This window comes from Streptomyces sp. CC228A (assembly GCF_021390935.1).
Classification (GTDB): domain Bacteria; phylum Actinomycetota; class Actinomycetes; order Streptomycetales; family Streptomycetaceae; genus Streptomyces.
In genome coordinates this window covers 289285-311883 of sequence record NZ_JAJPUI010000004.1, presented here as the reverse complement: position 1 = coordinate 311883, position 22599 = coordinate 289285, and the positions used below count along the sequence as shown (strand labels likewise).

At 71.5% G+C, this 22599-nt stretch carries 25 protein-coding genes and 1 pseudogene; 7 read left to right on the top strand and 19 right to left on the bottom strand.

The features are described from left to right. Positions 1 to 18: 18 nt before the first annotated feature. The 3 genes from L6E17_RS14130 to L6E17_RS14120 form a co-directional block, all read right to left on the bottom strand. Positions 19 to 402: a hypothetical protein gene (locus L6E17_RS14130; protein WP_236241120.1), complete on the bottom strand. Its 384-nt coding sequence runs from the start codon at positions 400 to 402 to the stop codon at positions 19 to 21. 84 nt (positions 403 to 486) lie between these two features. Next, on the bottom strand, positions 487 to 834 hold the full coding sequence (locus L6E17_RS14125; RefSeq protein WP_236241119.1) for a hypothetical protein: 348 nt from the start codon (positions 832 to 834) through the stop codon (positions 487 to 489). Then, the gene (locus L6E17_RS14120; protein ID WP_236241118.1) at positions 785 to 1087 is read right to left on the bottom strand and encodes a helix-turn-helix domain-containing protein; all 303 of its coding nucleotides are present in this window, start codon (positions 1085 to 1087) and stop codon (positions 785 to 787) included. Before L6E17_RS14120 ends, L6E17_RS14125 begins: the two co-directional genes overlap by 50 nt. Before the next feature lie 177 nt (positions 1088 to 1264). On the opposite strand from L6E17_RS14120, the gene L6E17_RS14115 reads away from it, so the two are divergent. The 3 genes from L6E17_RS14115 (at position 1265) to L6E17_RS14105 (ending at position 3466) form a co-directional block, all read left to right on the top strand. Further along, positions 1265 to 1732, top strand: coding sequence for a helix-turn-helix transcriptional regulator (locus tag L6E17_RS14115; RefSeq protein WP_236241117.1), 468 nt, complete (start codon positions 1265 to 1267; stop codon positions 1730 to 1732). A gap of 145 nt (positions 1733 to 1877) precedes the next feature. Continuing rightward, positions 1878 to 2072, top strand: coding sequence for a hypothetical protein (locus tag L6E17_RS14110; protein WP_236241116.1), 195 nt, complete (start codon positions 1878 to 1880; stop codon positions 2070 to 2072). A 224-nt stretch (positions 2073 to 2296) separates the two neighbouring features. Then, positions 2297 to 3466, top strand: coding sequence for an integrase (locus L6E17_RS14105; RefSeq protein WP_236241115.1), 1170 nt, complete (start codon positions 2297 to 2299; stop codon positions 3464 to 3466). A 376-nt stretch (positions 3467 to 3842) separates the two neighbouring features. On the opposite strand, the gene L6E17_RS14100 is transcribed toward L6E17_RS14105, so the two are convergent. Both L6E17_RS14100 and L6E17_RS14095 read right to left on the bottom strand, forming a co-directional pair. Beyond that, positions 3843 to 4949, bottom strand: a complete 1107-nt coding sequence (locus L6E17_RS14100; protein ID WP_236241114.1) for a hypothetical protein — start codon at positions 4947 to 4949, stop codon at positions 3843 to 3845. A 505-nt stretch (positions 4950 to 5454) separates the two neighbouring features. Next, a pseudogene (locus tag L6E17_RS14095) lies at positions 5455 to 6933 on the bottom strand (hypothetical protein). 286 nt (positions 6934 to 7219) lie between these two features. On the opposite strand from L6E17_RS14095, the gene L6E17_RS14090 reads away from it, so the two are divergent. Continuing rightward, positions 7220 to 9052 (top strand): endonuclease/exonuclease/phosphatase family protein, encoded by a 1833-nt coding sequence (locus L6E17_RS14090; protein ID WP_236241113.1) that lies wholly within the window; start codon positions 7220 to 7222, stop codon positions 9050 to 9052. A gap of 9 nt (positions 9053 to 9061) precedes the next feature. On the opposite strand, the gene L6E17_RS14085 is transcribed toward L6E17_RS14090, so the two are convergent. The 4 genes from L6E17_RS14085 to L6E17_RS14070 form a co-directional block, all read right to left on the bottom strand. Beyond that, a complete protein-coding gene (locus tag L6E17_RS14085; protein WP_236241112.1) occupies positions 9062 to 9775 on the bottom strand; it encodes an antibiotic biosynthesis monooxygenase in 714 nt (237 codons plus the stop codon). Between the two features lie 84 nt (positions 9776 to 9859). Beyond that, positions 9860 to 10168, bottom strand: a complete 309-nt coding sequence (locus L6E17_RS14080; RefSeq protein ID WP_236241111.1) for a DUF4235 domain-containing protein — start codon at positions 10166 to 10168, stop codon at positions 9860 to 9862. Further along, on the bottom strand, positions 10165 to 10440 hold the full coding sequence (locus tag L6E17_RS14075; protein WP_236241110.1) for a hypothetical protein: 276 nt from the start codon (positions 10438 to 10440) through the stop codon (positions 10165 to 10167). The genes L6E17_RS14080 and L6E17_RS14075 overlap by 4 nt, the downstream gene beginning before the upstream one ends. After that, positions 10437 to 10826, bottom strand: a complete 390-nt coding sequence (locus tag L6E17_RS14070) for a phage holin family protein (RefSeq protein ID WP_236241109.1) — start codon at positions 10824 to 10826, stop codon at positions 10437 to 10439. The genes L6E17_RS14075 and L6E17_RS14070 overlap by 4 nt, the downstream gene beginning before the upstream one ends. A 153-nt stretch (positions 10827 to 10979) precedes the next feature. On the opposite strand from L6E17_RS14070, the gene dapA reads away from it, so the two are divergent. Then, positions 10980 to 11867 carry a 4-hydroxy-tetrahydrodipicolinate synthase gene (dapA, locus tag L6E17_RS14065; protein WP_236241108.1) on the top strand — a complete coding sequence of 296 codons (888 nt, stop codon included), beginning with the start codon at positions 10980 to 10982 and terminating at the stop codon, positions 11865 to 11867. Here the strand turns inward: dapA and L6E17_RS14060 are convergent. Together L6E17_RS14060 and dapD are read right to left on the bottom strand one after the other, a co-directional pair. After that, positions 11857 to 12063, bottom strand: coding sequence for a hypothetical protein (locus L6E17_RS14060; RefSeq protein ID WP_236241107.1), 207 nt, complete (start codon positions 12061 to 12063; stop codon positions 11857 to 11859). The two genes, dapA and L6E17_RS14060, sit on opposite strands and share 11 nt — an antisense overlap. A 101-nt stretch (positions 12064 to 12164) precedes the next feature. Beyond that, complete coding sequence (gene dapD, locus L6E17_RS14055; protein ID WP_236241106.1) at positions 12165 to 13148, bottom strand: 2,3,4,5-tetrahydropyridine-2,6-dicarboxylate N-succinyltransferase; 984 nt, start codon at positions 13146 to 13148, stop codon at positions 12165 to 12167. A gap of 161 nt (positions 13149 to 13309) precedes the next feature. Here dapD and L6E17_RS14050 point away from each other — a divergent pair, with 161 nt between their 5' ends. Beyond that, on the top strand, positions 13310 to 14653 hold the full coding sequence (locus L6E17_RS14050) for a hypothetical protein (protein ID WP_236241105.1): 1344 nt from the start codon (positions 13310 to 13312) through the stop codon (positions 14651 to 14653). 76 nt (positions 14654 to 14729) lie between these two features. On the opposite strand, the gene L6E17_RS14045 is transcribed toward L6E17_RS14050, so the two are convergent. The 8 genes from L6E17_RS14045 to L6E17_RS14010 all read right to left on the bottom strand — a co-directional run bounded on the left by L6E17_RS14045 (position 14730) and on the right by L6E17_RS14010 (position 21354). Continuing rightward, positions 14730 to 15071 carry a metal-sulfur cluster assembly factor gene (locus L6E17_RS14045; protein WP_236241104.1) on the bottom strand — a complete coding sequence of 114 codons (342 nt, stop codon included), beginning with the start codon at positions 15069 to 15071 and terminating at the stop codon, positions 14730 to 14732. Continuing rightward, positions 15068 to 15523: a Fe-S cluster assembly sulfur transfer protein SufU gene (gene sufU / locus L6E17_RS14040; RefSeq protein ID WP_236241103.1), complete on the bottom strand. Its 456-nt coding sequence runs from the start codon at positions 15521 to 15523 to the stop codon at positions 15068 to 15070. The genes L6E17_RS14045 and sufU overlap by 4 nt, the downstream gene beginning before the upstream one ends. Before the next feature lie 15 nt (positions 15524 to 15538). Continuing rightward, entirely contained in the window at positions 15539 to 16795 is a 1257-nt protein-coding gene (locus L6E17_RS14035; RefSeq protein WP_236241102.1) for a cysteine desulfurase, read from the bottom strand. Beyond that, complete coding sequence (sufC, locus tag L6E17_RS14030) at positions 16792 to 17556, bottom strand: Fe-S cluster assembly ATPase SufC (protein WP_236241101.1); 765 nt, start codon at positions 17554 to 17556, stop codon at positions 16792 to 16794. Before sufC ends, L6E17_RS14035 begins: the two co-directional genes overlap by 4 nt. A 7-nt stretch (positions 17557 to 17563) precedes the next feature. Beyond that, the gene (locus L6E17_RS14025; RefSeq protein WP_236241100.1) at positions 17564 to 17881 is read right to left on the bottom strand and encodes a non-heme iron oxygenase ferredoxin subunit; all 318 of its coding nucleotides are present in this window, start codon (positions 17879 to 17881) and stop codon (positions 17564 to 17566) included. Beyond that, positions 17881 to 19056, bottom strand: coding sequence for a Fe-S cluster assembly protein SufD (sufD, locus tag L6E17_RS14020; protein WP_236241099.1), 1176 nt, complete (start codon positions 19054 to 19056; stop codon positions 17881 to 17883). The genes L6E17_RS14025 and sufD overlap by 1 nt, the downstream gene beginning before the upstream one ends. Positions 19057 to 19156: 100 nt before the next feature. Then, entirely contained in the window at positions 19157 to 20572 is a 1416-nt protein-coding gene (gene sufB / locus L6E17_RS14015; RefSeq protein ID WP_236241098.1) for a Fe-S cluster assembly protein SufB, read from the bottom strand. After that, positions 20569 to 21354 (bottom strand): metalloregulator ArsR/SmtB family transcription factor, encoded by a 786-nt coding sequence (locus tag L6E17_RS14010; RefSeq protein ID WP_236241097.1) that lies wholly within the window; start codon positions 21352 to 21354, stop codon positions 20569 to 20571. The genes sufB and L6E17_RS14010 overlap by 4 nt, the downstream gene beginning before the upstream one ends. 310 nt (positions 21355 to 21664) lie before the next feature. On the opposite strand from L6E17_RS14010, the gene L6E17_RS14005 reads away from it, so the two are divergent. Next, positions 21665 to 22591: an ABC transporter ATP-binding protein gene (locus L6E17_RS14005; protein ID WP_236241096.1), complete on the top strand. Its 927-nt coding sequence runs from the start codon at positions 21665 to 21667 to the stop codon at positions 22589 to 22591. Positions 22592 to 22599 lie beyond the last annotated feature (8 nt).

The window sequence follows — 22599 nt, the reverse complement described above, 5'->3', positions numbered from 1 at the left end:
TACTCACCCGCCGCGCGTTCACTCCGCCACCGCCTCGGCGGGCGTCAGCGCCCACGCCTCGAACCGCACGCCGCAGACCACACCGGTCGCCGCGGTGTACACGCTCCTGCCGCGCTCCTCCACCGACACCGCGCACCCGAACCGCTCCGCGAACACGCGGACCGCCTCCGGGTCGTAGTGGAAGTAGACGCGCACGATCGGCGACTCCGCCCACGACGCTCGCTCAACCGACACGGACGCGGGCAGGACGGGCGAGGACGACAGCACGTGCTCCGCGGCCGAGAGCGCCGCCATGTAGCCGCGCAACTGCGCGCTCAGCGGGGACAGCGCTGGGGTCGGGATGAGGGGGATGGAGCTGGTGAACCCGGCCTGGCCGGGGAGGTCGGTAGGCTGTGTAGCCACGGTGTCCTCTTCTCTCTGTGCGTGGTAGAGGTGCCGAGGGGTCGCTGCGGGCCGGGCATGGCCCCGCGGCCCCGCTTCATGTGGTCAGGCGGCGTTGAGAGAGGTCGGCTTCCGCCGCTGACGCCGGGTGCTCATACGGCGACGGCTGCGGATGCTCGTCTCGTCACGCGCGATGGCAGCGATGGCGGCGAGATCCGACTCACTGAACATCAGCTGCTGTGCCATGTACTGGCCGGGGAACGGCGTCCCCTTGCTTCCGTCGTGCGGGCGGTTGAAGCCGTCGCGGAGCCACTTCTGTCCGCGGGTGTCGTCCTCGGCTTCGGTGGCGAGGCCGAGGCGGACGGTGGCCTGCTTGACGTTGTAGTAGCGCTCCAGGATCGGTTCACTCGGGCTGGGCTTGGCCCGGGCGGTCGACGCCTTCGTGGCGGGCATGAGTGTCCATTCCGTACGGGTCCTCAGTAGGCGCGAGGAGCTGTTGATCGTCTGGCTGGATCTGTAGGGCGGTGCGCAGGCGCGTGTATGTGGGAGGCCGCATGTCGCGTCTGACCCCGTTCTCCAGCTGACTGAGGTAGGGGCCTGTGATGCCCGCGGCCTCGGCGCACTGGTTGCGGGTGAGTCCGAGCTGCTTGCGGCGGATGCGGATGGCCGCCCCGTCCACCTGGAAGGTGGCTGGGGGTCTGTGCATGTGGAGAAACCTAGCGCCGCTTGGTAGAGATTTCTAGAGATACTTGCCAGTAGCCTCTAGAAATCTCTACCTTCCCCGAGGTGCGACCCCCCGCCGCCTTGCAGCACTGCGTAGAGATTCGGCCGCAGCCTTAGGTGTTTATGGCGGTAGCTAGAGGTAGCTGCCATCATGTGCGGCATGGTGCCTACCAGTGATGACCTCGCCAGCCACCGACAGAGACTCGGGGCGCTTGCGACCCAGCGGCGCATCCAGCTGGGCATCACCAACAAGGTGGTCGCGGCAGAACGCTGCGGATTCACCGTCACGACGTACACCAAGATCGAGCGGGGCGAGAGGGTCAGCGCCACCTCGTACGCGAAGCTGGAGGCCGGGTTCGGCATGCGAGCTGGCTCCTGCGACGCCGTACTGGCCGGCGCGGACTCCATCACGCTGACGGACGGCACGGAACTCGTCGCGGGCGCCCAGATCGACCGGAGCACGGAGGCCGCCGAACTCTCCGAGGAGCTACGCCGGGGCAACATGGATCTGGTGACCATGGTCAGCCCACACATCTCGGGAGGCGAAGCTCAGGAGATCAGTCGGCGCGCAGCGGAGTACGCCCTGGAAGTACTCAGGAGGCGGGGGGTGCTGCGGGGTCTGGACTGATCTACGCGCACAACTCTTTCCGCGTTATCAAATCGTGACCACAGGTGGCCAAAAATCTGGACACCCACCCTGACTTCACACCTCCCGCACGTGTAACCCTGAACTTCCACTTGGGGTTCTCCGAGAGCCGAGTAAGGGGCGCACGATGGCAACGGTGATCACGTACGACGAACCTGACTTCATCGGCCAGGCCCTGACGATCAACGGTGAACTCACCTGCGTACTGCCGTCGACAGCCACTACCCATCCTGAGCATCAGGCCCTCGTGCGCAGGCTCATGCGCGGTGCGGGAGTCGACTGCCTGGCATGCGGTGGCTGCCCAGTTGGTGAGGCGGGGTAGCCCCCAGGGTCCGCCAAGGGGAGCTGCCGGTCACGGCGAACCTGAACCCACAGTCATCCAAGGGGGGATGGCGTATCCCATACGTCGAGCAGCGCGGCTACAAATACCGGGTCAAGTGGTGGGCCGGCGAGTACCTGGACAACGGCAACAAAAAATACGAGGGCGCGTCCGGCTTCGAGACCTACGACGAGGCTTACGACTACGGCCTCGACCGCGAGTACGAGGTGCGGCACAACAAGCACATCCCCAAGAGCAGCGGCGACATCCTGATGAAGGACTACACGCTGCCGGTCTGGCTCCCCGACCAGGACCTGCGGCCCGAGTCCGTCAAAAGCTACCGGTCGATGTTGAAGGCCCAGATCAACCGGCACTGGGGGCGGCGCAAAGTCGGAGAGATCACGACCCCCGAGTACCTGGCGTGGAAAAACTCCCTGACCCAGAAGGTCGCGAAGGGGGAGCTGTCCCGCACGTACGTCGACGACATCCTCATGCTCTTCGGGATGCTGATGTTCGACGCGGTCACCCGGTACAAGTACCGCACGGACAGCCCGGTGCCGCCATCGACGCCCCGACGCGGCCGGTACGTGAAGAAGGCCGTCAGGAAGAAGCGCCCGCTGGCCATGGGCCCCGTCTACCAGCTGGCGGTCAACGCCTACACGGTGTGGGGCTACCCCGGGTGGACGTACATCTGGCATGCGGCGTTCACCGGCATGCGGCCGGGCGAGATGTACGGGCTGCAGAAGACGTTCACGTGGCCGCAGTGGCCGGCGGCGGACCCGGACGCCGACCGGAGGGCCGAGTCGCGAGAGCGGTACGCGTCCATGCCCGCGGTGCGCGTTGAGTACCAGCTGCAGTGGGTCGACGGGAAGAAGACGCTCACGGAGCCGAAGTACGAGTCGCACCGCACTTTGGTGCTGCCCCCGTTCCTCAGTGAGATGCACGCCGCCCTTGCGACCAGTCACTCGTCGCCGTGGACGTTCCCCTCAATGTCCGGTGGTGACCTACTGGGGGCACGTTTCGACCGGGACTACTGGGCTCCGATCCGGGACGGCTCCCCCGCCCGCGAGGCTCGGCGCGACTTCACGAGGCCGGCCATCCCCGCCGTCGCGGATTTCGCGGGCCTCCCCATCTACCGCCTGAGGCACTGGATGAAGGAGTGCCTGGACGAGGACGGCCACCCCGAGATCGCTGTGGAGACCCGCATGGGCCACGAGATCGCCGGGGTGAGGGGCCTGTACAGCAATCTGACGCCGAAGATGGAGGCTGGCATCATGGAGTCACAGCAGGAGAGGTGGGACAAGTTCCACCAGGCTGCTGGGGGCCTGTGGGCGCCGCCGTTTCCCACTCCTCTCCCAGTTGATCATAGGGAGGCGGAGAAACCGCAGGTCAAGTAGCCTTCACAGCCCTGTGTCTGATGATGTGCAAACTGATCCGCCAGTTCTCGGGCGAGTGGGAGATGACGGCGCTCGGGGACTTCGTGAAGTCCCGCACGGTCCGCGGCATGGTGAAGCCGGGCGCAGAGGCCCTGTGAGCAGGGCGGGCCGGAGCGGGGCGGACCACCGGGAAGGGTGACGCCGCTCCGCGCCGGCCCGCCGTTTCACGGGCGCCGCCGGGGCTCCGCGCCGGCCCTCGCGTCGCGCTCGTCCCCGCGCAGCCGGTGGTGCCGCGCCGGAAGTGAGGCATCGCGGGAAGATTCCGAGGCCGCCGGCGCGGAGACCGAGGGGTACGGCGCGTCCCCCGGCTGACACCCGGGGCCGGCCGGCGATCCTCCTAGGTGATGCCGTCGGCGTCGTTGGTGTGGGTGATCGGTGGCGCCGCGCTCGCCCCGCTGCCGTCGATGACGAGGAACGACGCGGCGGTCCGGTTGTTCTTGCGGGTGCAGGCGTCGTAGACCACCCGCCGCCTCGGGTTGGCCGCGGTGAGGTGGTAGGCGTGCTTGCCGACGAGGTCGCAGTGCCGGTAGACGACGACGCCGGGGTTGGTGTACTCGTGGGCGACCAGGCCGGCGCTGTGCTTCTGGAAGCCCATCGCCGTGTCGGAGCAGGCGTCGAAGACGACGTGCCCCGCCCACTGGGACCGGATGACCTGGCTCTCTGCGTTGCGGAGCTCGAAGCGCACCGCGCGGACGGTGAGGTGCTGCACGGAGTCGTAGTGCCCGGCCGTCGGGAAGTGGAAGAACCTGCTGACCCCGCCGTCGGGCCGCCGGCCCTTGATGATGAAGCTGCCGCCCTCGACGCGGATGAACCCGCCCTTGTCGAAGCGGAGGAAGTCCCCGTGGTCGTACTCGACCTTGCAGTCGCTGAACCAGTGGTTGAGGAACTGGTCCTGCTGCGCGTGGGCCGGGGTCATGCCGGACCACAGGAAGGCCTTGTCGTAGCCTCCGTTGATGTGGCAGCCGGTGAAGCGCATCTCCGAGTTGGTGTTGCTGTTCTCGGGTCCGTCGAGACCGATGCCGTACTGCCAGCGGCCGCGCCATTCGCAGTTCGTCCAGCCCCAGTCCTGGCAGGCGCCGGTGCTCGACGAGTACAGGTAGCTCGCCTTCTGGTTCGTCGACCGGAAGCTGCAGTCGTACCAGCGGACGCCCATCCACCGGTCCTGGTTGACCAGGAGCGGCGCCGGGCCCGTCATCACGATCTCCGACGCCCGCTTGCCGGTGCCGCGGATCGTCAGCCCCTGCGCCCGACCCGGGGCCGGCCGCATGACGCTGCCCGACACGCTGTAGCTGCCGGAAAGGAGGATCTCCGCCGTTGCCACCGGCACACCGCCGCCGGCATCCCGCCGGAGGCCCTTGTCGACCGCGGCGAACATCTTCCGGAACGCCTCGGTCGCGTCCTTGCCGGGCACAGCGCCGAAGTCCTCAGGGCGGATCGTCGGCATCGCCACCACCTCCGGAGTGCATGGTTCCCGCGGGCGGGAGGGCCGACGGGAGGGGGTGGCAGCGCTCGGTAGCGGTCAGGCGGCGCACCGGCGCGGGACCGGGGATGCCTTTACGGGCACTGCGAGCTCCCCGTCCACGCCTCAGGCTCGCCCGGTGCAGTTCCGGGACGCGCGGCGGACGCGTGCGCCGGCGGAGGGGTGCCTCCTGATACGCCCCTCGGTGGCCGGCGCGGGAGGGCGGAGCACGGGGGCTCGCGGACGACCGACGCCCCGTCGGGCGAGCCGGTCCTGCCGGAGGTCGCCGCCTCGACGGCAGGCACCGGAGGCCGCCCGCAGCGGCGGCCTCCGGGAGTCGTGGGACGTGCAGCGCAGCCCGTGCGGCAGAGGCAGCGGTCACCGTGTCCGGCGCCGGGCTCAGGCGCGGGAGCATGCCTTGAACGCCAGTGTCCGGCGCCGGTGCCGGGCGCGGCACCGGCGTGCGCGCACCCCGGCCGCGGCGCCGGGCTCAGGCGCGGGAGCGGGCCTTGAACGCGGCCTTCCGCGCGTCCTTCGCCACGCGCCGGTCCCGGTGCAGGCGCCCCACGGCCTCCAGCACCTGCGCGGTCGCGGGGTGGTCCACCCGCCACGCCTGCTCGAAGAACCCGCTGTGCCGGCCGGTCAGCCCCTCGATGAGGTCCTGCAGTTCGGTCAGGTCCCCGTCCGCGGCCAGCTGGGCCGCGATCGTGTCGACCGTCAGCCAGAACACCATCTCCTCCGGCGGCGCGGGCACCTGGGCCGCGCCCCGCTCGACGAGCCACACCCGGGCGAGGCCGCCCAGTTCCGGGTCGTCCAGCACCTCCCGCACCGCGGGCTCGGCGTCCGCGCCGACCAGCGCCAGGGCCTGCTGGCAGTGGAGCCGCCGCAGCGGCGCGGCGGCGTCGGCGCCCTTCGCCCCGGCGAGCAGCCCCGGGCCGCCGCCAGCGGGGCCCGCCCGGCCAGCCACAGCTCGGTCTCCGCCCGGGCCGCGTCCGGCGGGAACGCCGCCACCGCGGTGAGCAGCGCGGCCGCGTCCCGCTCGGCGAGGTCGCCCACGGCCGGGGCGTCGACGCCCGACTCCAGCAGCCGGTTGCGGATGCCGTACAGCCCGAGCGGGGTCAGGCGGACCAGGCCGTAGCGTGCGACGTCCTCGTCGTCCATCTCGGCGGCCGCCCCGGCCGCGCCCGCGCCCGGTTCCTGCGCGTCCTCGCCGAGCAGGGCCTCGTCGACCGGCCGGTACTCGACGACTCCCATCGGCTCCAGCAGCCGGAACTGGTCGTCGAGCCGCATCATCACCTCCGACACCTGCTCCAGGACGGCGTCGGAGGGCTCCCCCATGTCGTCGGGCGGGACGACCATCGACGCGGCGAGGGCGGGCAGCGGCACGGGGGCGTCCCCGGAGCCGCCTTCCGCGACCGTGAGCAGGTACAGGTTGGCGAGGACCCCGTCGAGGAACTCGGCTTCCGCCTCGGGGTCCCAGTCCAGGGCGTCGAAGTCGATCTCCCCGTCCTCGCCGACGAGGGCGCTGAGGGCCTCGGGGTCGTCGAAGAAGGGGGTGGCGGCGTCGGCGCAGACGGTCTCCAGGCCGTCGAGCCAGAGGCCAAGGACGTCCCGCGGGGTGCCGCCGGTCACCAGCGGCAGCATCCCGCCGGGCTCGACGGTCCCCTCCTCGTCCGCTTCCGCGCCGGCTTCCGGGTCGCGCACGGTCACGAGCCCCGTGTCGACGGCGACCCGCCACGCCTCGCTGGCACCGGCCTCGCCGTCCTCGCCGTCCGGCAGGCCCAGCACCCGCGCGGCCTCGGCGAGTTGCGCGTCGACGAGCGCCGCCCGCGCCGACCCGGGTGGCCGGCCCCGCCCAGCGGGCGAGCCGCACCGCGCGGGTCAGCAGCGGTGCGGCCAGGGCGTCCCGGGCCAGTACGGCGTCCGAGGGCAGCCGCACCGGCGGCAGGGTCGGGGGGCTTGCGGGCATCAGGGACTCTCCTCGGAGCACGTCGGCGTGCGGGCGCGCCGACCGCACGTGTGCGGCCGCGCATCACCCCCCACGCAGGCGCGGACGGGCCAAACGGATCCCAGCGTAGACGCATTCGGGGGCATCTCCGACGGTTCATCCGCCTGTCAGGCCCATTACACCCGGAAGCCCTTGACAAGTTGGGGGCTCTCCGCAGAGATTGACGCGCGTAGAGCGGCCGCAGGGTCACCCCACTGCTTTCCGCCACTCAACACCTCACCTCCCACCCTCCCTTGGAGCTTCATCCATGGCTTCCTCCTTGCCGAGAACCGCAGCCGTCTCGGCCGTCCTCGCCACCGCGCTGGCCGCCGGCCTGCTCGCCGGGGCCACCACCTCGGCGGCAGAGACCACCGGCTCGACCCGCATCCACGACATCCAGGGCGTCACGCGCATATCCCCTCTGGTGGGCAACCAGGTCGCGGACGTGCCGGGCATCGTCACCGGCGTGCGCACGTACGGGTCGAAGGGGTTCTGGTTCCAGGACCCGGAGGCCGATGACAACCCGGCCACCAGTGAGGGCCTGTTCGTCTACACCGGCTCCGCGCCGACCGTGTCCGTCGGCGACGCGGTGACCGTCTCGGGCACGGTCACCGAGTACGTGCCCGGCGGACTCCGCTCGGGCAACCAGTCGATCACCCAGATCTCCCGCCCCAAGGTCACCGTCGTGTCCTCCGGCCACGCCGTCCCCGAGCCGGTCGTCATCACCGCGGACAGCGTCCCCGCCGCGTACACGCCGGACGGCGACCCCGCCGCCGGCGGCTCCGTCAACGGCCTGCCGCTCAAGCCGTCCGCCTACGCCCTCGACTACTACGAGTCCCTGGAGGGCGTCAACGTCCGCATCGGGGAGTCGCGGATCGTCGGCGCCAGCGCGTACAACGAACTCTGGGTCACCGTGAAGCCGCACGAGAACCCCACCCGGCGCGGCGGCACCCGCTACGGCTCGTACGACGCGCAGAACACCGGCCGGCTGAAGGTCCAGTCGCTGGTCCCCACCGCCCAGCAGCCCTTCCCCGACGCCAACGTCGGCGACCTGCTCAGCGGGGGCGCCGAGGGCCCGCTGGACTTCAACCAGTACGGCGGCTACACCCTCGCCTCCCGCGCCGCCGTCACCGTCGAGGACCGCGCGCTGCGCCCCGAGCGGACCCGCGAGCAGCACTACAAGGAGCTCGCGGTCGCCACGTACAACGTGGAGAACCTCGACCCGGGCGACCCGCAGGCCAAGTTCGACGCGCTCGCGAAGGGCATCGTCGAGAACCTCGCCTCGCCCGACATCGTGGCCCTGGAGGAGATCCAGGACAACAGCGGCCCGAAGGACGACGGCACGGTCGCCGCCGACGGGACGCTGAAGAAGTTCACTGACGCGATCGTCGCGGCCGGCGGCCCCGCGTACGAGTGGCGGGGCATCGACCCAGAGGACAAGAAGGACGGCGGCCAGCCCGGCGGCAACATCCGCCAGGTGTTCCTGTTCAACCCGGAGCGCGTGGCCTTCGTGGACCGCAGGGGCGGCGACGCGACGACCGCGACCGGTGTCGTGAAGCGGTACGGCAAGGCGACCCTCACCCACTCCCCCGGCCGCATCGCCCCGGCGGACGCCGCCTGGGAGAACAGCCGCAAGCCGCTGGCCGGCGAGTTCTTCTTCCGCGGCAAGCGCGTCATCGTGGTCGCCAACCACTTCGGCTCCAAGGGCGGCGACCAGTCGATCGTCTCCCACCAGCAGCCGCCGAACCGTTCCTCCGAGGTGGAGCGCCACCAGCAGGCGCGGGTCGTGAACTCCTTCGTCAGGGACGTCCTCGCGGTGCAGCGGAACGCGAAGGTCGTCGTCCTCGGCGACATCAACGACTTCGAGTTCTCGGACACCACGCGGATCCTCACCGAGGGCGGGGCGCTGTACCCGGCGATCCTGTCCCTGCCGGCCGCCGAGCGGTACTCGTACGTCTACCAGGGCAACAGCCAGGTGCTGGACCAGATCCTGACCAGCCCGGCGATCCGCCGCTTCGAGTACGACAGCGTGCACATCAACGCCGAGTTCGCCGACCAGAACAGCGACCACGACCCGCAGGTGCTGCGCTTCCGGCCGTGACGCCCTCCGCTACACGCCCGGGCTCATGGCGAGCGCGGGCGTGTAGCGCCGCACGGTGCTGCGCACGAGCCCCGGGTAGTGCTGCACGCGCCGCCACTGCGGGGTGGCCGCCCCGATGCCGTCCCCCGGCGAGGCCATCGCCTCCTCGTGGGCCCGCGCGGTCTCCCACTCGGCATAGTCGAGGACGTGCGTGCCGTCCAGGCTGAGGTGGAAGTGGCCGGACACACCGCCCGGGTGCGGGGCCGGGTCCGCGGACAGCGCCTCGAACACCGCGTCCACCCAGGCCCGCTGCCGCGCCGGGTCGGGACCGTCGAACTCGACCTCCACGGCGGCCACGCAGCCGGGCACCCGCCGGTCACCGGGCACCGCCGCACTGCTGCGGTAGCGCTCGTACATCCGGAACGAGGCGCGGTCGATGCCGGGGACCGCGGCGTCGATCTCGGCGTTCCTCGGCCCGCGCTGGGTCCGCACCATCTCGTGGTAGTCGTCCTCACCGCCCCACTGCGAGTAGTGCAGCAGCCGGTCCCCGTCCTCCCCCACCAGCACGCTGTACGAGAGCAGGCCCGCGACCGGCCAGGGCCGCCGCTCCCAGGTACGGGCGATGGCGTCCACCGCGGCCTGCTGCCGCTCCGGCGTGCCGACGCGCCAGGTGGTCGCGATGACCAGCCCGGCGTCCGGGCGGGTGAGGTCGGGGCGAGCGTGCGGCTGGACGTGGACGGTCACGGGTCTGCCTCTCGGTCGGGTCCGGCCGCGCCCTCGCGGCGCGGCCGGACATCCCCCACCCTCCGACCTGAAGCGGACTTGAGGTCAAGACCCGGAAGGCCACGTCCCGGTGAGCCTGCGCACACCGACCGCGCCGCTGCGGTTCACGGCCGCCCGGACCGCCGCGAAGACGGCGCCCTGCAGGGCCGCGGCGAGCAGCACCTCCTGCCAGTCGCGGTCCTCGTCCAGCGCGTCGGGGGCGTCGCTGCCGTGTCCGACCACCTTCCAGATCTGCGTGAACAGCGCACTGGCCACCGCGCCGGCCGCCATGCCGAGCAGCAGCCCGACCGGCCGGTACAGCACCTTCTGCTTCTGCTTCCGCTTGCCCTTCGGCAGCGGGGGCCTGCGGCTCATCGCCACCCTCCCCACCGGGCCCGCGGCCCTCCCCGGCGGACCGCGGAGGCGCCCGCACCGTGCAGTGCGGCGCGTCCGGCGAGCACCGCGGCGAGCACCACCACCGCGCCCGCCGCGGCGGCCGCGGCGAGGAACGCGGGGCGCCGTTCGCCGTGCGCGGCGCGGGCGGCGCGGGCCCGCAGGTCCGTCCTGGCGATGAGCTGGTCGAGGGTCTCGACCAGCTCCTGCCGCTTCTGCGCCGCTTCGAGGCGCAGTTCGTCGGGCCGTGTCATCGGTGCACCCTCTCCTTGATCTCGTCGATGTCGGAGCGGACGCCGTCAAGGGCGCGCTCCGGCACCGGTGGCACCGCGCGGCGCACCTGGGCGCGCCCCAGCAGCGCCAGCACACCCGCGCAGAGGAAGAGCACGCCGGTCACGATGAGCGCGGCCGCCCAGACGTCCAGGGCTAGTGCGAGCAGCGCCACCGCGGTGCCGGCGAGGGCGATTAGGCCGACATAGGCGACGGCTCCCGCCGCGCCGAGCAGCCCGCCGCCGACGCCGGCGCGACGGCCCTTCTGCGTGAGCTCCGCCCGCGCGGTGCGCACCTCCAGCCTGACCAGGTCGGCCAACTGCTCCGACGCCCGTTTGACCAGCTCGCCGACCGAGGGTTCTCCGGCCACGACCGACCGCCTCCCTTCGTCGTCACATGAGGGACGACCGGGTACCCCCCGCTGTCCGCTGCATGCGGGGCGCCACTACAGTTCAGCAACGCTTCACCCTTGCCGGAGCACATCTAAGTGGACGTGGAGCGTCCCCGGGGGAAGACTGCGCGGATGACGAACGAGAGCACCCCCTTCGGCCGCGTCCTGTGCGCGATGGTCACGCCCTTCACCGCCACGGGCGAGGCGCTGGACCTCGACCGGGCCGCCGGGCTCGCCGCCGGGCTGCTGGCGGACGGCTGCGACGGCCTCGTCCTCTCCGGGACCACGGGCGAGTCGCCCACCACGACCGACGCGGAGAAGAGCGCGCTGATCCGGGCGGTACGGGACGCGGTGGGCCCCTCGGCAGTGCTGCTGGCCGGGGTCGGCACCGCCGACACGGCCCACACCGCGGAGCTGGCCCGCCAGGCGGAGGACGCCGGCGCCGACGGGCTCCTCGTCGTCCCCCCGTACTACAGCCGACCGCCGCAGGCCGCGGTGGAGGCGCACTTCCGCCGCGTGGCGGACGCGACGGGCCTGCCGCTCATGCTCTACGACATCCCCGGCCGCACAGGGGTGCGCATCGAGCCGGAGACCATGCTGCGGTTGGCCGAGCACCCGAGGATCGCGGCGGTGAAGGACTGCGCGTACGACCTGCTCGGCTCCACCAGGGTCATCGCGGGCTCCTCCCTGGCCGTCTACTCGGGGTGCGAGGAGCTGAACCTGCCCCTGTACGCGGTCGGCGGCGCGGGCTGCGTCAGCACGGTGGCGAACGTGGCTCCCGGCGCTGTGCGCGCGGTGCTGGACGCCTTCGACGCGGGCGACACCGCGGAGGCGGCCCGGCGCAACCAGCGGCTGCTGCCGCTGGTCGAGCGGATGATGGCCGCCGGACTGCCGGGCGCGGTCACCGCGAAGGCGCTACTGGACGCGGGCCCCGTGCGGGAACCGCTGCAGCCCGCCGACCAGGACGCGGTCGACGGGCTGCGGCAGGCGTACGGGGAGCTGGCGGCCGTCAGTCGATGATGAGGTTCCGCCCGAGGATGGCGACGTGCTCCAGCACGTCCTCCATCGGGTCGTCGATCTGCCCCGCGTTGACGAGTGCGACGCGCGGCCCGTTGTGGGACTGCGCGTTGCTCTCGTCGGCGTGGGCGCTTCCGCACGTGAGCGCCGCCCCCAGGGCGACCGCTCCGGCGACCGAGGCGACCCGGCCTATCCTCATGTCCGCTCCTCACCTGACCGTTTCATGTGACCCTGCGTCGACCTGTTCATCGGTTCAGCGGCCCGGAGGTCACGCGAGGTCACACGAAAGGTGACGGCGGCTCAGTCGTTGCTGTGCAGGATGTCGTTCAGTCCGCCCCAGACCGCGTTGTTCGGGCGGGCCTCGACGGCGCCGGTGACCGAGTTGCGGCGGAAGAGGATGTTCGAGGCACCGGACAGCTCGCGGGCCTTGACGACCTGCCCGTCGGGCATGGTGACGCGCGTCCCGGCGGTGACGTACAGGCCGGCCTCGACCACGCACTCGTCTCCGAGCGCGATGCCGACGCCCGCCTCGGCGCCGACCAGGCAGCGCTCGCCGATGGAGATGACGACGTTGCCGCCGCCGGACAGCGTGCCCATGGTGGAGGCGCCGCCGCCGATGTCGGAGCCGTCGCCGATGACGACGCCGGCGGAGATCCGGCCCTCGACCATGGAGGTGCCGAGGGTGCCGGCGTTGAAGTTGACGAAGCCCTCGTGCATCACGGTGGTGCCGGCGGCCAGGTGGGCGCCGAGCCGGACCCGGTCGGCGTCGGCGATGCGGACGCCCTTCGGCGCGACGTAGTCCGTCATGCGCGGGAACTTGTCGATGCTGGTCACCTGGAGGTGCAGGCCGTCGGTGCGGGCGTTCAGCCGCACCCGCTCGACGTCGTCGACGGCCACGGGGCCGAGGCTGGTCCAGGCGACGTTGGCGAGCAGCCCGAAGATGCCGTCCAGGTTCTGCCCGTGCGGCCGGACCAGCCGGTGGCTGAGCAGGTGCAGACGCAGGTAGGCGTCGTGCGCGTCGAGCGGCTTGTCGTCCAGCGAGGCGATCACGGTGCGGACGGCGACGACCTCGACGCCGCGGCGGGCGTCCACGCCGAGGGCCTTGGCGGCCCCGTCGCCCAGGAGCCGCACGGCCTCGTCCGGCGTGAGGCGCTCGGTGCCGGCCGGGCCGGTGGCCTCGGCGAGCTCGGGGGCGGGGTACCAGGTGTCCAGGACGGTGCCGTCGCCGGCGATGGTGGCGAGGCCGGCGGCGACGGCCCCGGTGGTGCGAGGTGCAGAAGTCATGACCCGAACCTAACCGGCGGGGCGCGCCCTGTGCGAACCGGTCTCAGGAGCCGGTCGGCGTTGCGCCCGGCCGCCCGCGCTGCCCCGCCTGCCCTGCGCGGACGCCCCCCGGTTAACGTGTCCCGGTCAATCCGGGGGATCGAACACAGGAGCACATCCGTATGACGCAGGACTCCACGGGGGCGCACGGAGACGACAGGAGACCGGACGGAGCGGAGGGCCCGGCCGCACCGGAGCCCGCCGACCGACCCGACCCGTCGCAGCACCCCGCCGCACCGGAACCGACCGGCCCGAGCGACCCGCGGTCCGGTCCCGCGGCCGCCGCACCGGCCCCGCAGGGAGCGGGCGGACAGGACCGGCCGGGACCCGGCGGGTACGCCGGCCACGGCACGTACGGCGGGCCCGGCCCCCACGGGGCGTACGGCGCGCCCGGCCACGGCGGCTGGGCGGGCTGGACGGGGCCGCCCGCACCGCCGAAGCCCGGCGTGATCCCGCTGGGCCCGCTGGGGCTCGGCGACGTGATCGGCGGCGCCTTCACCACGCTGTGGCGCGCGTGGGCCGCCTTCACGGGCTTCTGCTGCTCCGTGTTCGGGCTGCTGCTGGCACTGCTCGGCATCGTCGTCCTGATCGGCTTCCTGACCCTCGGGGCGACAGTCGGCGACGTGCTGATCCTGGAAGCCGACGACACCGCCTTCGACGCGACGCCGGTGATCCTGCTGCTCGTCGTCTTCTACCTGTGCGTGCTCCTCGGGTCGGGGATCGCCGTCTCGCTCCTCTACGCCGTCGGCCCCGCGGCCCTGCGGATGGCCGTGGTGGGCGGACCGGTGCGGTTCGGGATGCTGTGGCGCCAGGCGTGGGCGCGGGTATGGGCGGTCCTGGGCGCCCTCGTGCTCAGCTGGCTGTGCGCGATGCTCCCCATGGTCGCCGTGATCGCCGCGGTCGCGTTCCTGGGGGCGGCCTCCGACGGCGCACCCTGGGTGTGGGCCATCGGGGTGCCCGCGGTCCTGGGTGCGATAGCGCTGGCCGCCTGGGTGGGGGTCCGGTTCAGCCTGGCGTCGTCGGCGGCCGTCCTGGAGCGGCTCGGCCCCGTCCAGGCCATGCGCCGTTCGGCGCGCCTGGTGGAGGGCGCGTGGTGGAGGGTGCTCGGGTTCTCCGTGGTGGGCTGGCTGATCGCGGCCGCCGTGTCCTGGGTGATCCAGACGGTGTTCCAGCTGGTCGCCGTGGTGCCCTTCCTCGTGATGCTGCCGAGCGACAGCTCGGACGTGCCCGTGGCGGGGATCCTGGTGATGGTGGCGCTGTTCACGGTGGGCTTCGCGCTGTCCCAGATCGTCGGCTCCGTGTTCCCCTCGCTGGTCCAGGGCCTGATCTACATCGACCGCCGGATCCGTACGGAGAACCTGGCCGCGTCCTTGGCGGAGTCCGCGGGCGTGACCCTGCCCGCGCCCGGCACGGCGCCGTACACCAGCCCGTACACGGGCCCGTACGGTCCGCCGCCCGCGGGCTGACGACGGCTGCGGAGACGGCCGTGCCCGCCGGGATCGCTCCCGGCGGGCACGGCCGTCTCCTGCGTCGCGGCGGCGGTCAGACGTTGAAGCCCAGGGCCCGCAGCTGCTCGCGGCCGTCGTCCGTGATCTTGTCCGGGCCCCACGGCGGCATCCAGACCCAGTTGATGCGCAGGTCGTTGACGATGCCGTCGGTCGCCGCCTTCGCCTGGTCCTCGATGACGTCGGTCAGCGGGCAGGCCGCGGACGTGAGCGTCATGTCCAGGGTGGCGACGTTGGAGTCGTCGACGTGGATGCCGTAGATGAGGCCGAGGTTGACGACGTCGATGCCCAGCTCGGGGTCGACGACGTCGTACAGCGCCTCGCGCACCTCTTCCTCGGTCGCGGGCTTCATCGGCACCGAGGTCTCGTTCTCACTCATGCGGTCTTCCCCTCGCCCAGCGCCTGGGCGGTCGCGTCCTTCCACGCCATCCAGCTCAGCAGCGCGCACTTCACACGGGCCGGGTACTTGGAGACCCCGGCGAACGCGACGGCGTCCTCCAGGAGGTCCTCCATCGCGTCGTCCGGCTCGATCCGGCCCTTGGACTGCATCAGCTCCAGGAACGTGCCCTGGATCCGCTGCGCCTCCGCCAGGTCCTTGCCGACGAGCAGCTCGTTCAGCACCGACGCGGACGCCTGGCTGATGGAGCAGCCCTGGCCCTCGTACGACACGTCCGCGACGCGGGTCCCGTCGTACTTCACGCGGAGCGTGATCTCGTCGCCGCACGTCGGGTTGACGTGGTGCACCTCGGCGTCCCCGTCCCGCAAGCCCCGCCCGTGCGGGTGCTTGTAGTGGTCCAGGATGACGTCCTGGTACATCGAATCCAGCTTCACCGAAGCGTCAGCCCCTCATCCGAAGAAGTTACGGACGTGCTCCAGGCCGTCCACCAGGGCGTCGACCTCGGCGGGCGTGGAGTACAGATAGAACGACGCTCGCGTGGTCGCAGGAATTCCGTACCGCAGGCAGACGGGTCGGGCGCAGTGGTGGCCGACGCGGACCGCGATGCCCTGCTCGTCGAGCACCTGGCCCACGTCGTGGGGGTGGATGTCGCCGAGCGTGAAGGAGATCGCCGCGCCGCGGTCCTCGGCCGTGGAGGGGCCGATGATGCGCAGGTCCGGCAGCGACTGGAGGCGCTGGATCGCGTACGCGGTGAGCGCGTGCTCGTGGGCGGCGATCCTGTCCATGCCGATGGAGTCGAGGTAGTCCACGGCCGCGCCGAGGCCGACGGCCTGGGCGATCGGCGGCGTGCCCGCCTCGAACTTGTGGGGCGCGGGGGCGTAGGTGGAGGAGTGCATCGAGACGGTCTCGATCATCTCGCCGCCGCCGAGGAACGGCGGGAGGTCCTCCAGGAGCTCCTGGCGGCCCCAGAGCACGCCGATGCCGGTCGGGCCGCACATCTTGTGGCCGGTGAAGGCGACGAAGTCGGCCTGCAGGGCCTGGACGTCCAGCGCCATGTGGGGGGCGGCCTGCGAGGCGTCGACGAGGACGAGCGCGCCGACCTCCTGGGCGCGGCGGACTATCGCCTCGACCGGGTTCAGGGTGCCGAGGATGTTGGAGACCAGCACGAAGGAGACGATCTTCGTCTTCGGCGTGATGACCTCGTCGATCCGGGACAGGTCGAGGCGGCCGTCGTCGGTCAGCCCGAACCACTTCAGCTTCGCGCCGGTGCGCTGCGACAGCAGCTGCCACGGGACGATGTTGGAGTGGTGCTCCATCTCCGTGATGACGATCTCGGTGTCCGCGTCCACGCGGTAGGGCTCGTCGGCCCAGCCGAGCATGTTCGCCACGAGGTTCAGCGACTCGGAGGCGTTCTTGGTGAAGATCACCTCGTCGCGGCTGGGCGCGTTGATGAAGGCCGCGACCTTGTCGCGGGCGCCTTCGTACAGCTCCGTGGCCTCCTCGGCCAGGACGTGCACGCCGCGGTGGACGTTGGCGTTGTGCCGCTCGTAGTACTCGCTCACCGCGTCGATCACCTGGCGCGGCGTCTGGGACGTCGCCGCGTTGTCCAGGTAGACGAGCTTCTTGCCGTCGTGGAGGACCCGGTCGAGGATCGGGAAGTCCTTGCGGATCGCCTCTGTGTCGAGGAGGCCCGGAAGCTGTGTCACTCGGATGCGCCGCCCTTCGTGTACGCCTCGTAGCCCTCGGACTCCAGCTTGTCGGCGAGCTCGGGGCCACCGGACTCGACGATGCGGCCGCCGGCGAAGACGTGCACGTGGTCCGGCTTGATGTAACGGAGGATACGCGTGTAGTGCGTGATGAGCAGGGTGCCGACCTCGCCGGTCTCGCGGACGCGGTTGACGCCCTCGGAGACGATGCGCAGCGCGTCGACGTCGAGGCCGGAGTCGGTCTCGTCGAGGACCGCGATCTTCGGCCTGAGGAGCTCCAGCTGGAGGATCTCGTGGCGCTTCTTCTCACCGCCGGAGAAGCCCTCGTTGACGTTCCGCTCGGCGAAGGCGGGGTCCATGTTGAGGCGCTGCATGGCCTCCTTGACCTCCTTGACCCAGGTGCGGAGCTTGGGGGCCTCGCCGCGGATCGCGGTGGCGGAGGTGCGCAGGAAGTTCGAGACGGAGACGCCGGGGACCTCGACCGGGTACTGCATGGCGAGGAAGACGCCGGCGCGGGCGCGCTCGTCGACGGACATCTCCAGGACGTCCTCGCCGTCGAGGGTGACGGTGCCGCCGGTGACCGTGTACTTGGGGTGACCGGCGAGGGAGTAGGCGAGGGTCGACTTGCCGGAGCCGTTGGGGCCCATGATGGCGTGGGTCTCGCCCTGCTTCACGGTCAGGTCGACGCCCTTGAGGATCTCCTTCGTGGTGTTGTCGGCCTCGACGGAGACGTGCAGGTCGCGGATTTCAAGCGTTGCCATGGGTGACTCAGGACTCCTGGGTGACGGAGACGAGCACATCGTCCCCTTCGATCTGTACGGGGTAGACGGGGACGGGGCGCGTCGCGGGAAGGCCGGACGGCTTGCCGGTGCGGAGGTCGAAGCTGGAGCCGTGCAGCCAGCACTCGATGGCGCAGTCCTCGACCTCGCCCTCGGAGAGGGAGACGTTCGCGTGGGAGCAGATGTCGTTGATCGCGAAGACCTCGCCCTCGGTGAGGACGACGGAGACCGGCGTGCCGTCGATCTCCACCCGCTTGGGGGTGTCCTCCTCGAGCTCGCCGAGCGAGCAGGCGCGGACGAAGGCCATCAGACGGATGCCTCCAGTTCCGCCTCGATCTTCTCGATGAGCCGCTGCTCGACGTCCGCCAGGCCGATCTGCTGGACCAGCTCGGCGAAGAAGCCGCGGACGACGAGGCGGCGGGCCTCGACCTCCGGGATGCCGCGGGACATCAGGTAGAACAGCTGCTCGTCGTCGAAGCGGCCGGTGGCGGAGGCGTGGCCGGCGCCGGCGATCTCGCCGGTCTCGATCTCCAGGTTGGGCACCGAGTCGACCCGGGCACCGTCGGTGAGGACGAGGTTCCGGTTGAGCTCGTAGGTGTCGGTGCCCTCGGCGGCGGCCTGGATGAGGACGTCGCCGATCCACACCGCGTGCGCCTCCTCGCCCTGGAGGGCGCCCTTGTAGGCGACGTTCGAGGAGCAGTGCGGCACGTTGTGGGTGACGAGGAGGCGGTGCTCCTGGTGCTGCTTGGCGTCCGTGAAGTACAGGCCGAACAGCTCCGCGCTGCCGCCGGTCCCGGCGTACTCGACGCGCGGGTGGATGCGGACGAGGTCGCCGCCGAAGGTGACGACGACGGACTTGAAGGAGGCGTCGCGGCCGACGAGCGCGTTGTGCTGGGCGCAGTGGACGGCCGTGTCGTCCCAGTCCTGCACGGAGACGACGGTCAGCTTGGCGCCGTCGCCGAGGCGGAAGTCGACGTTGGCGGCGAGGACGGCGTCCCCGGTGTGGTCGAGGACCACGACGGCCTCGGCGAAGGCGCCGACCTCGACGGCCAGGTGGCCGAAGGAGGTGCCGCCCTGGCCGTGCACGCCGATACGGACCGGCTCGGTGAGCACGGCGTCCTTGGGCACGGTGACGACGGTGGCCTTCTCGAACGCGGAGTACGCCTGGGCGGCGACCCGGTCGACGGGGGTGCCGGCCTTGCCGAGCCGGGCGTCGTCGCGGCCGACGGTCTCGACGGTGACGGGGTCGGGCGCGGCCACCTCGACGCGGACACCCTCCCCGGTGGCGGTCGCGGTGCCGTCGTGCAGCCCGCGCAGGCGCTCCAGCGGGGTGAACCGCCACTCCTCCTCGCGGCCGTGCGGGACCGGGAAGTCCGCGACGTCGAAGGACGGCGGGGCGCTCATGCGGGTGGCGACGGTCGACTCTGCGGCCACCGCGATGGAGCCGGCGGTGGTCGAACCGACCGGGATGTTGTCAGCCATGGCTGTCGTGGTTTCTCTTCCTACGTGCGTACGTCGTCAAGTCGTGCGGCCGCGCGGGCGCGGCGCGGCGGGGCCGCGCCCGGCGGCGGGTGCGGCGGCGTCAGCCGACCGCACCCTCCATCTGCAGCTCGATCAGCCGGTTGAGCTCCAGGGCGTACTCCATCGGCAGCTCCTTGGCGATCGGCTCGACGAAGCCGCGCACGATCATGGCCATGGCCTCGTCCTCGGACAGGCCGCGGCTCATCAGGTAGAAGAGCTGGTCCTCGGAGACCTTGGAGACGGTCGCCTCGTGGCCCATGGACACGTCGTCCTCGCGCACGTCGACGTACGGGTACGTGTCGGAGCGGGAGATGGTGTCGACGAGCAGGGCGTCGCAGAGCACGTTCGACTTGGAGCCCGGGGCGCCCTCGCCGATCTCGATAAGGCCGCGGTAGGAGGTGCGGCCGCCGCCTCGCGCCACCGACTTGGAGACGATGTTGGACGAGGTGTTCGGGGCCATGTGGACCATCTTGGCGCCGGCGTCCTGGTGCTGGCCCTCGCCCGCGAAGGCGATGGACAGGGTCTCGCCCTTGGCGTGCTCGCCCATCAGGTAGACGGCCGGGTACTTCATGGTGACCTTGGAGCCGATGTTGCCGTCGACCCACTCCATGGTCGCGCCCTCGTAGGCCACGGCGCGCTTGGTGACGAGGTTGTAGACGTTGTTCGACCAGTTCTGGATGGTCGTGTAGCGGCAGCGCGCGTTCTTCTTGACGATGATCTCGACGACGGCGCTGTGCAGCGAGTCGGAGGAGTAGATCGGCGCGGTGCAGCCCTCGACGTAGTGCACGTAGGCGCCCTCGTCGACGATGATCAGGGTGCGCTCGAACTGGCCCATGTTCTCGGTGTTGATCCGGAAGTAGGCCTGGAGCGGGATGTCCACGTGGACGCCCGGCGGGACGTAGATGAAGGAGCCGCCGGACCAGACGGCGGTGTTCAGCGAGGCGAACTTGTTGTCGCCGACCGGGATGACCGTGCCGAAGTACTCCTGGAAGAGCTCCGGGTGCTCCTTCAGCGCGGTGTCCGTGTCGAGGAAGATGACGCCCTGGCTCTCCAGGTCCTCGCGGATCTGGTGGTAGACGACCTCGGACTCGTACTGGGCGGCGACACCGGCGACGAGGCGCTGCTTCTCCGCCTCCGGGATGCCGAGCTTGTCGTAGGTGTTCTTGATGTCCTCCGGCAGGTCGTCCCAGGAGGCGGCCTGCTTCTCGGTGGACCGGACAAAGTACTTGATGTTGTCGAAGTCGATGCCGGACAGGTCGGAGCCCCAGGTCGGCATGGGCTTCTTGCCGAAGAGGCGCAGACCCTTCAGCCGCAGCTTCAGCATCCACTCCGGCTCGTTCTTCTTGGCGGAGATGTCGCGGACGACGTCCTCGTTGAGGCCGCGCTTGGCGGTGGCGCCGGCCGCGTCGGAGTCGGCCCAGCCGTACTCGTACCGACCCAGGCCCTCAAGCTCGGGGTGGCTGATCTCGGTGGTCATGCGGGGTTCCTCCCGGCCGTGCTTACGGATGCTGATGCTGGTGAAGAGGTCTTCGTCGTGCTGCGTGGCGCGGTCCGCGGCTGCTGCTGCGGGTCGCCGTGCGGGATGAAGGTGGTGCAGACCCCGTCGCCGTGCGCGATGGTCGCCAGGCGCTGCACGTGCGTGCCGAGCAGACGGGAGAAGATCTCCGTCTCGGCCTCGCACAGCTGCGGGTAGCGCTCCGCGACATGGACCACGGGGCAGTGGTGCTGGCACAGCTGCTGCCCGACCTGACCGGCCGGCGCCTTGCGTGCCGTCGCAGCGTACCCGTCGGCGCTCAGGGCCTTGGCCAGCGCCGCGGCGCGCTCCTGCGGCGGCACCGACTCGACGGCCTCGCGGTAGCCCTCCATCTGGGCTTCCACGCGATCGCGGGCGAAGGCGGCCACGGCAGCCTCGCCCCCGGCGTTCTGCTCGATCCAGCGCAGGGCGTCCACGGCGAGCCTGTCGTACGACTGGTCGAAGGCGTCCCGGCCGCAGTCGGTGAGCGCGAACACCTTGGCGGGCCTGCCACGTGAACGCGCGCCGTACACGCGCTGTTCCCGCGGGGCCACGACATCGTCGGCGACCAGGGCGTCGAGATGCCGGCGCACGGCGGCCTGGGTGAGGCCGAGCCGCTCCGCGAGCTGCGCCACGGTGGACGGCCCGTGGTCCAGGATGGACCGCGCGACCCGGTTGCGGGTGGACCGCTCCCCGGTCGCGAGCTCCTCCCCAGCGGCAGCGGGGGTCGCACCGACGTTTTTCACAACGCCATTGTTGCGTAATTCAGAAGAGGGTGACAAGCCAGGCCGGACGGGGCCCATCGTGCCGTGCATCACTTAGGGAAACCTAACCTGACCTGCGGAAACGATCACGTTCGGCAGCTCCGGCACCCGGCGCGAACCGGTCGGCGACCCCGCCGCCCGACCCCCCGCGACCGCTCTGAGCAGGCCGGAGACACTCCGGCAGCCGCCCGTCGGCCACCCCGCGGCCGCCCCACAGGCCCCGCCGGGCCGCCGCCCCGTGGCCGGAACCTGCGGGCCGGGCACCCCCCGCGCCTCCTTAGACTGCATAGCCATGCGATACGAGTCCGCCGTCCGGGTACGGGGCCTGGTCAAGCGGTACGGAACGAAGACCGCGGTGGACGGGCTCGACCTCGACGTCCGCGCGGGCACCGTCACCGCCGTCCTCGGCCCCAACGGGGCCGGCAAGACCACCACCGTCGAGACCTGCGAGGGCTACCGGAAACCCGACGCCGGCACGGTCTCCGTCCTGGGCCTCGACCCGGTGCGCCAAGCGGGTGAGCTGCGCCCCCGCATCGGCGTGATGCTCCAGTCCGGCGGGGTCTACTCGGGCGCCCGCGCGGACGAGATGCTCCGCCACATGGCCCGGCTGCACGCCCACCCCCTGGACGTGGGCGCCCTCATCGAGCGCCTCGGCCTCGGCTCCTGCGGCCGCACGCCCTACCGGCGGCTCTCCGGCGGCCAGCAGCAGCGGCTGGCCCTGGCCATGGCCGTGGTCGGCCGCCCCGAGCTGGTGTTCCTCGACGAGCCGACGGCGGGCCTCGACCCGCAGGCCCGCCGCGCCGGCTGGGACCTGGTGCGCGAGCTGCGCGCCGACGGCGTGACGGTGGTCCTCACCACCCACTTCATGGACGAAGCCGAGCAGCTCGCCGACGACGTGGCGATCATCGACGGCGGCCGGGTCGCCGCCCAGGGCACGCCCGAGGAGCTGTGCCGCGGCGGCGCCGAGAACTCCCTGCGCTTCTCCGGGCGCCCCGGCCTCGACCTCGGCTCCCTGCTGAAGGCGCTGCCGGACGGCACGGCGGCCGCGGAGGTGGCCCCCGGCGCGTACCGCATCCGCGGCACCGTCGACCCCCAGCTGCTGGCCACGGTCACCACCTGGTGCGCCCAGCACGGCGTGATGCCGGACCGGATAGCGGTGGAGCGGCACACCCTGGAGGACGTCTTCCTGGAACTGACGGGCAAGGAGCTGCGGGCGTGAACCACCGG